The sequence below is a fragment of the Candidatus Krumholzibacteriia bacterium genome, assembly GCA_029865265.1.
Classification (GTDB): Bacteria; Krumholzibacteriota; Krumholzibacteriia; order WVZY01; family JAKEHA01; genus JAKEHA01.
In genome coordinates this window covers 1-6,664 of sequence record JAOUHG010000069.1, presented here as the reverse complement: position 1 = coordinate 6,664, position 6,664 = coordinate 1, and the positions used below count along the sequence as shown (strand labels likewise).

Below are 6,664 nucleotides of genomic sequence, written 5' to 3'. Positions count from 1 at the left end.
GAGCGCCTTGGTGGGATACAGGTACAGCGCGCACGCGTCGGGCTCGGCGAGAATCGCCTCCAGCACCGGCACGTTGTAGCAGAGCGTCTTGCCGCTCGCGGTGCCGGTGACCACCACCACGTGCTCGCCCGCGCGCGCGTGGCGGATGGCGTCCGCCTGGTGGGTGTAGAGCCGGGTGATGCCGTCGGTGTTGATGGCGGCGGCGATGCGCGGGTGCACCGGCGGGTCGAGGGGCGCAAACCTCGCCGGCCGCTCCGGCAAGCGCTCCACGCGCACGATCTGCCCGTCGTACCACTCCGAGGTCTCGAGATGTTTCAAAAACTTGTCGACGTTCATCCTGCATCCCATCCCGCGACGGAGACCGCGCAGGGACGCGCGCCCGTCGGACTAGAAGGTCACGTGAGGCGGGTTCGGCGGGGGGATGGTATCACCCGCGGCCTGCGTGGCCAACGGGATTTCGCCCATGCGGTTGAGCATCACCGCCATGGTGAAGACGTCCATGCGGTTGTGGTAGACCACGTTTCGCATCAGGCGCGCGTCCCGGGTGTGGACGAACTCGTGGTAGGCGCGGGGGATGAAGCGGCTGGGGATGTCGTCCACGCGCTCCACGCCGCGCAGGTGCTTCTCCACCGTCACCAGGCGGCAGTTGGGCAGCACCGGTTTGTAGACGCGCCGTGCGGCGTGCAGCAGGTCCACCGACTCGATGGGGGCGATGTCCGGCACCCGCAGCACCGTCATGCGCTGGCGCAGAAACGGCAGGTCGAAGCTGGCCCCGTTGTACGTCACCACCGTATCGAAGCGCTCCATGGTGGCGCGCACGTGGCGCAGCATCCCCTCCTCTTCATTGTAGTCGCGCGCGAACACCTGGTCGCTCACGAAACGGCCGTCCTCCCAGTACATCAGCCCCACCAGGAAGGCGTAGGTATTGGCCGAGAGACCGGCGGTCTCGATGTCCAGGAAGAGCACGCCGCGCGGATCGGGAACGCCATTCCTCTTCACAATTTCGATGCCGTCCACCGCGTGGGATCCAACGCGCGTGCGCACGATGCCGGCGGGCCAGGCGCTGAACCCGCCGAAGCGCGCAGATTCTTCCGCCGCGAGGGGGTCGAGGTCCGGTCCGTGGCGGCGGATGAGATAGAAGGGCGCGCTGTCGGTGGCGGTCACCAGGCCGGGAACGGCTTCCTCGATGCCGAGCGGGTCGCCGGACGACAGCTGCTCGAGCATGCGCTGGAACGCGCCCTCGAAGCCGTGCCGCTCCTCCCGCACCTGCCGCCGCCGGAACCACCACGGAAAACGCCGCGGGCGCTCCTCGGTGCGGGTGACCGCGGCGCGGGGGAAGTCCCTGCCCCGGGTGACGGCACCGGTGCGGACCACGGACTCGATGATCTCATTGGCAGGAGGAGACGCGGAAGATGCCCCCGAGTCGCCGTCGTCGGACGATGCGCGGCCCGCGAGCATGAGTGCGCGGGCCTTGATTTGCGCGAGTTGCTTCTTCAGTAGGTTGTCGACCGGCGCCATCAGAACCAGTGTAGTCAACAGGTGGCGCTGGCACCACTCCCAATACCCCCCCAGCCGCCGGGTTTTCTTTGCCGTTGCCGGGCGGACCAACCCCGGGGCGGCGCGCCGGCTTGCGACGCAAGCGTGAATCGCGGTAGAATTTAGCCTGGTTGCCCCGTCGCCGTTCCCCTGTCCCGAAGGAAGCGCATGAATCCCAGAAAGCCTACCCAGCGCATCGCCGCACTCCTGGTCCTCGGCGCCGTGGCGTTCTCCGCCGCGGGGTCGCGGGCGGACACCGTCGTCACCGTGCCCTTCAAGAGCCCGCGCCAGATCGAGCAGATCATGGCGCAGGACATCGAGATCCTGGCCTTCACCAAGTACGGCGTGGATCTGCTGGCCGACGACGCCCAGCTCGCGTGGCTGCGCGCGCGCCCCTACCCGGTCTCGGAATCGCCCGAACCATTCGCGCCCGAGGGCGCGGCGGTGCTGGACGCCAACCTGGGCGCGTACCACACCTACGCCGAGCTCGACACCGCGCTGACGGCGCTGGTGACGGCCTATCCCGCGATCGCGCAGCGCTCCGTCATCGGCACCAGCATCGAGGGGCGCAGCATCTACGCGCTCAAGGTCTCCGACAACGTGACGGTGGACGAGAGCGAACCCGAGGTGCTCTACATGGGCAACCACCACGCGCGCGAGCTCATGAGCGTGGACATTCCGCTGCGCTTCGCGCAGTACCTGCTCGCGAACTACGGCGTCGATGCGGAAGTCACCGACTACATCGATAACCGCGAGATCTGGTTCATCCCCATGGTGAACCCCGACGGGCACGTCTACGTGCAGCTGAACCACGCCACCAGCCCCGGCACCTGGTGGCGCAAGAACCGGCGCGACAACGGCAACTTCACCTACGGCGTGGACTTGAACCGCAACTACGCCTACCAGTGGGGCTACGACAACATCGGTTCGTCGCCGTCGACCGGCAGCGACCTGTACCGCGGCACGGGGCCCTTTTCCGAGCCCGAGACCCAGGCCGTGCGTACCTTTGTGAGCGCGCACCAGTTCGTGACGTGGTTCTCCTATCACACCTACGGCGAACTGCTGCTCTACCCGTGGGGATACATCTACGGCAACACGCCCGACCACGCCGTGTACCAGGCGCTGGGCGACTCGCTGGTGGCCGAGAACGGCTACCTGGCGGGCAACCCGGCCAGCGGCGCCATCTACATCACCAACGGCGGCTCCGACGACTGGGGCTACGGCCAGCAGATCAGCAAGAACAAGATCTTCGCGTTCACGCCGGAGATGAACAGCAGCGCGCAGGGCGGTTTCGGGCCGGACGACACCTGGATCCAGCCCACTTTCGACCTGCTGCTGCCCATGAACATGAAGCTGCTCCAGTACGCCGCCAACCCCTATCAGGTGGTGGGACCGTGGGCGCCGTCGCAGTACGCCACCCAGGCGCCCTACGGCAACGGCATCACGCGCGTCTCCTGGACCGCCCCGCAGGCGGGCGATCCCAACCCGACCACGCACTACCAGATCGAGGCGTGCCGCGATCCGTCGTTCTACACGGATACCGCATCACCCGTTGCCGCCGACTGGCTGTTGAACGGATTCTCGTACACGCCCTCGGGCCTCGCCGGTGGCGGCTACTTCTCCGGCAACGCCGACAACATCGCCTACACCATGCAGTTGAAGCGGCCGTTGGTGGTGGATGCGGACAGTGACACGCTCGTGTTCGACATCACCTACAACATCGAAACCGACTACGACTACGGCTACGTGGATGTCAGCACCGACGGCGGCGCGTCGTGGACGCCCATCCAGGGCAACATCACCACCACCTTCAATCCCTATGGCAACAACCGCGGCCACGGCTTCACCGGCGCGAGCGGTGGCTGGGTGAGCGCGGTGTTCCCGCTCACCGCCTACACCGGCCAGGAGATCGCGCTGCGTCTGGCTTACTTCACCGACCAGTTCTACACCGAGGTCGGCTACACCGTGGACAACATCTATCCGGTGGTCACTTGCGCGGACGAGTCCATCATCACCACCGCCGACGCGGACACCACCTATGACCACGTTCCTTCCATGGAAGGGCTGTGGCGCTACCGCGTGCGCGCGGTCGACGCCGAAGACCAGGCCAGCGCGTGGAGCGGATTGCGCGACCGCGACGTCGCCACCGTTACCGCGGCCGGCGGCACGCGCGCCTATCGCACCGACCTCGGCGCCAACTACCCGAACCCGTTCAACCCCGCCACGCAGATCCCGTACGTGGTGGGCGGGGCTGCCGGTGCAACTGGGACGCGGGTGGAACTGACCATCTACTCGGTCAGCGGCGCGCGCGTGGCGACGCTGGTGCAGGGCACGCGGCAGCCGGGCACCTACGTGGCGCGCTGGAACGGCACGAACGCGCGCGGCGAGCCGGTTCCCACGGGCATCTACTTCGCCCGGCTCAGCGTCGCGGGCACCACTGCCCAGACCCGCAAGCTGGTGCTGCTGAAGTAAAGCCCCAGAATCCCCTTGGGGGACGCGGGGGCGGGGGTTACAATTGAGCAACGGCGGCGCCGTCATTCGCCGCCCCTGACGAGACCGCCGGCCGCAACGCGACCGGCGGTTTCGGTTTAGGGGGGACAATGGGCCACCATGCGCCACAATCCGGCCCCGCGGGCGGGTCGAATCGGGGAATGGAAGTTGCAGAGGTACCCGGTGGGGCCCAGAAAGGCCTTGCGCCGGTCCCGCCCCTGGGCGATGATGGAGGACCGGGAAGGGCCGGATAAGCCCATACAAACATTTGAATTAACCATGATGCAGCGCCGAACATCCATCCTCGCCCTCGTGCTCAGCGTGACCGTGCTGGTTTCCGGCCGGGACGTCCTGCTGAAGCCGTTCCTGGACCGGAATGGGGCATCCGACACCGAGACCGGTCTGGCGATCACCGGCGTCACGCCGCCCCCGGGGGTGGAGACCCTGGCCAGGACGCCGGCGGTGCGGGAGCCGGTCCGGGGATCCATCGGCCGCAACAGCTCGCTGTACGTGGAGTTGCGCAAGCTCGGGGTCTCCGCGGTGGATATTGACATCCTCACCCGCCAGACCCGCACCACGTTTGACTGGCGGCGGGTGCGCGCCGGGCAGGAATTCGATCTCTACGCCACCGACACCGGCGAGGTCGACAGCCTGCTCCTCTATACCAGCGTTGCCGACTATGTGCGCGTGAGCCGCACCGGCGATGGCTTCGCCGCCTCGGTCGAGCAGGTCCCCTTCGAGGTCACCTACGCGGTCACCCACGGCACCATCTATAACTCCGTGTACGCGTCGCTGCAGGAGCAGGGCGCCGCGCTGGAGCTGGCCGGTTCCATCGACGACATCTTCGGCTGGACCATCGACCTGGCGAGCGATCTGCGCGCGGGCGACGAGTACGTGCTGCTCTACGAGCTGCGCTCGTACCGCACCGGCATGACCACGCTGGGCGACGTGCTGGCGGCGCGCATCGTGAACGCGGGGCGCGAGCACAACGCCATCCGCTTTGCGGACGGCGAGCACAAGCCGGCCTACTACACGCTCGAGGGTCAGTCCATGCAGAAGGCGATGCGCCGCGCGCCGCTGCGCTTCACGCACATTTCGTCCAGCTTCAGCGGACGCCGCTTCCACCCGGTGCAGAAGGTGTACAAGCCGCACTACGGCGTCGACTACGCCGCGCCCAAGGGAACGCCCATCTACGCCACCGGCGACGGCGTGGTGGTGGCGTCACAGTTCACCTCCGGCAACGGCAACTACGTGAAGATCCGCCACAACCGCACCTACGAGTCGTACTACCTGCACATGTCGGGGTTCGGCAAGGGGATCCGGCGCGGGGTGAAGGTGACCGAGGGACAGTTGATCGGCTACGTCGGCTCCACCGGCTACGCCACCGCGTCGCACGTGTGCTACCGCATCACCCGCAACGGCTCGTGGGTCAACCCGCGCAAGCTCGAGCTCCCGGCCCGCGAACCGGTTTCCTCGGCGCAGCTCAACGACTTCTTCACGGTGCGCGACTCGTACCTGAGCCGCGTGCACGAAGCGCTCATGGAGGGCCTCGACAACCACACCGCCATGGTGCAGGCCCCGGTTCGCACCAGCAACACGCTGCACGCGGGCGTGTTCTAGCCGTCTCTCTTTTATTCCACGATTATTGAAACGTCGGTGCGCGCCACGCACGCGCCGACGATGGCCGCCTGCGGGTGGTGGGCCTGGAGCCTTGCCAGCAGCGCATCCGCCTCTTCGGCGGGGACGGCCATGAGGAGGCCGCCCGAGGTCTGCGCGTCGAAGAGCAGCGCGGTGGTGGCCGCGTCGATGGAGGGCGCCAGGCGCACGGCGCCGGCGAGGAACTTCTTCGTGTTGTTGCCGCCGCCGGTCAGATAGCCCTGCGCGGCCGCGTCGTACGCACCCTCGATGAGGGGCACGCCCGCCGCGCGCAGCGTGATGGTCACGTCGCTGCCATCCGCCATTTCGGCCGCATGACCCAGCAATCCGTAGCCGGTGATGTCGGTGCACGCGTGCACGTCGTGCGCGAGCATGAGCTCGGACGCCTCGCGGTTGAGCGTGGTCATTACCTCGATCAGGCGCTTCGCGCCGTCGGCCGGGAGCGCGCCCGCCTTGAGCCGTGTCGCCAGTACGCCGGTGCCGATGGGCTTGCTGAGCACCAGCCGGTCCCCCGCTCGCGCGCCGGCGTTGCGCACGATACGGCGCGGGTCGATCAAGCCCACCACGGCCAGGCCGTACTTGACCTCGGGGTCGTTGACGGTGTGACCGCCCACGATGGACACGCCCGCCGCGCGCGCCACGTCGGCGCCGCCGCGAATGATCTCGCGCAGCACGTCCGCCGGGAGCTTGTTCTCCGGGAAGCCCGCGATGTTGAGCGCCACCACCGGGCGCCCGCCCATGGCGTACACGTCCGAGAGCGAATTGGTGGCGGCCACGCGTCCGTAGTCGTACGCGTCGTCCACGATGGGGGTAAAGAAGTCTACCGTCAGCACCATCGCCAGCTCGTCGCTGAGGCGATACACGCCGGCGTCGTCGCTGCCGGCGTGGCCCACGAGCACGTTGGGGTCAACCGGCATCGGCAGTTGTGAGAGTATCTCGCGCAGTCCCGCCGCGCTGAACTTGGAGGCTCAACCGGCGCATG

4 protein-coding genes and 1 pseudogene are annotated in these 6,664 nt (G+C 67.7%); 2 read left to right on the top strand and 3 right to left on the bottom strand.

Annotation, left to right across the window (positions count from 1 at the left end):
- Both OEX18_15350 and OEX18_15345 read right to left on the bottom strand, forming a co-directional pair.
- Nucleotides 1-336 (bottom strand): DEAD/DEAH box helicase (locus OEX18_15350; protein MDH4338643.1); only part of this gene is annotated, 336 nt, incomplete at its 3' end.
- 51 nt (nt 337-387) lie between these two features.
- A complete protein-coding gene (locus OEX18_15345; protein ID MDH4338642.1) occupies nt 388-1,536 on the bottom strand; it encodes a ribonuclease H-like domain-containing protein in 1,149 nt (382 codons plus the stop codon).
- A gap of 168 nt (nt 1,537-1,704) precedes the next feature.
- On the opposite strand from OEX18_15345, the gene OEX18_15340 reads away from it, so the two are divergent.
- Both OEX18_15340 and OEX18_15335 read left to right on the top strand, forming a co-directional pair.
- Nucleotides 1,705-4,008, top strand: a complete 2,304-nt coding sequence (locus tag OEX18_15340; GenBank protein ID MDH4338641.1) for a M14 family zinc carboxypeptidase — start codon at nt 1,705-1,707, stop codon at nt 4,006-4,008.
- Nucleotides 4,009-4,305: 297 nt separating this feature from the next.
- The gene (locus OEX18_15335; GenBank protein MDH4338640.1) at nt 4,306-5,646 is read left to right on the top strand and encodes a peptidoglycan DD-metalloendopeptidase family protein; all 1,341 of its coding nucleotides are present in this window, start codon (nt 4,306-4,308) and stop codon (nt 5,644-5,646) included.
- An 11-nt stretch (nt 5,647-5,657) separates the two neighbouring features.
- Here the strand turns inward: OEX18_15335 and selD are convergent.
- A pseudogene (gene selD, locus OEX18_15330) lies at nt 5,658-6,632 on the bottom strand (selenide, water dikinase SelD).
- Nucleotides 6,633-6,664: the final 32 nt, after the last annotated feature.

Bases quoted from the DNA above. Each gene is read 5' to 3' on its own strand.
- OEX18_15340 (MDH4338641.1), top strand. From the start codon at position 1,705: ATGAATCCCAGAAAGCCTACCCAGCGCATCGCCGCACTCCTGGTCCTC.
- OEX18_15335 (MDH4338640.1), top strand. From the start codon at position 4,306: ATGATGCAGCGCCGAACATCCATCCTCGCCCTCGTGCTCAGCGTGACC.